The sequence below is a fragment of the Arthrobacter globiformis NBRC 12137 genome, assembly GCF_000238915.1.
Lineage (GTDB): Bacteria > Actinomycetota > Actinomycetes > Actinomycetales > Micrococcaceae > Arthrobacter > Arthrobacter globiformis.
In genome coordinates this window covers 1-947 of record NZ_BAEG01000119.1, presented here as the reverse complement: position 1 = coordinate 947, position 947 = coordinate 1, and the positions used below count along the sequence as shown (strand labels likewise).

At 71.1% G+C, this 947-nt stretch carries 1 protein-coding gene; it reads right to left on the bottom strand.

Annotated elements, in window-relative coordinates; genetic code table 11:
* On the bottom strand, positions 1-710 hold a 710-nt coding region (locus ARGLB_RS22295), incomplete at its 3' end, for a DUF6531 domain-containing protein (protein WP_245531597.1).
* Positions 711-947: the final 237 nt, after the last annotated feature.

Sequence of the window (947 nt, the reverse complement as noted above, 5' to 3'; positions counted from 1 at the left end):
TTTCCCCGGACCACGGACACCTGATTGTCCCGGACCACGGACACCGTCCGGCCCGGCCCCGCCCCGGCACCGAGCCACACCCCCGCAACGGTGTAGGCCCACCACGCGCCCTGGTTGTCCCGGACCACCAGCACCTCGGATGCGCCCACCGGCAGGGAACCCAGCTCCGCCACGCCTGCCGAGGTCACCGGTTCCCGGGCCAGCCAATAGTTTTCACCCGCGCCGCGGCCCCAGCCGTCCCCCTCACGGGGAAAGTCCACCGCCCGGCCGTCGGCCATCACCCACCGCACGCCCTCGTCCAAGACCGCCAGGTACTGGTCCAGGACCGAGGCCCACCCCGGACCGAACACCCCGGACTCCTCCAAACCCGACGCCAGCGAGTTATACATCCGCGAGAGCACCAGGTTCGAGGCGGCCCCGGCGAACCCCAGATCCGTTTCCGGCTCGATGAAGTTGCCCGTGGCCGTGTTCACCGGGTCATTGGCGTAACCGCTGGTCGGCAGTGCCCCCGCCGCCATCGGCGGATCAATCACCAGCCCGGACCTGCCGGCGCTGACCCCGGCCGCGGCCAGCGCCTCGCTAACAGCCGCGTCCGAGAGAGTGGAAACATTTCCCTCGCCCCCGGCCGCGGCGAACGCGTCAGCGACCGTCACCGCCCACCGTGCATCATTCTCGTTGGCCCGCAGGTACTCCCGGTAAGCGGCGATCACCCCCGACGCCTCAATCCGTCCCCAATAGCAACCGGACTCAAACGAGGACAGCTGCCCCTCCAGGGTCCCCGGGGCCGAAGACAATCCCTCATCCAGGCCGCGGGAATTCGCCGCGAAAGACCGCAGGTTCGCAGGACGCGCCGAGGACGTCCCGCCCCCGTACCCGCCGCCAGGCGGCGGGGTGTCCCGGGACCCCGTGCCGGCATGGGCCGGGGCGAACGCAGGAGCGTTCCCCGT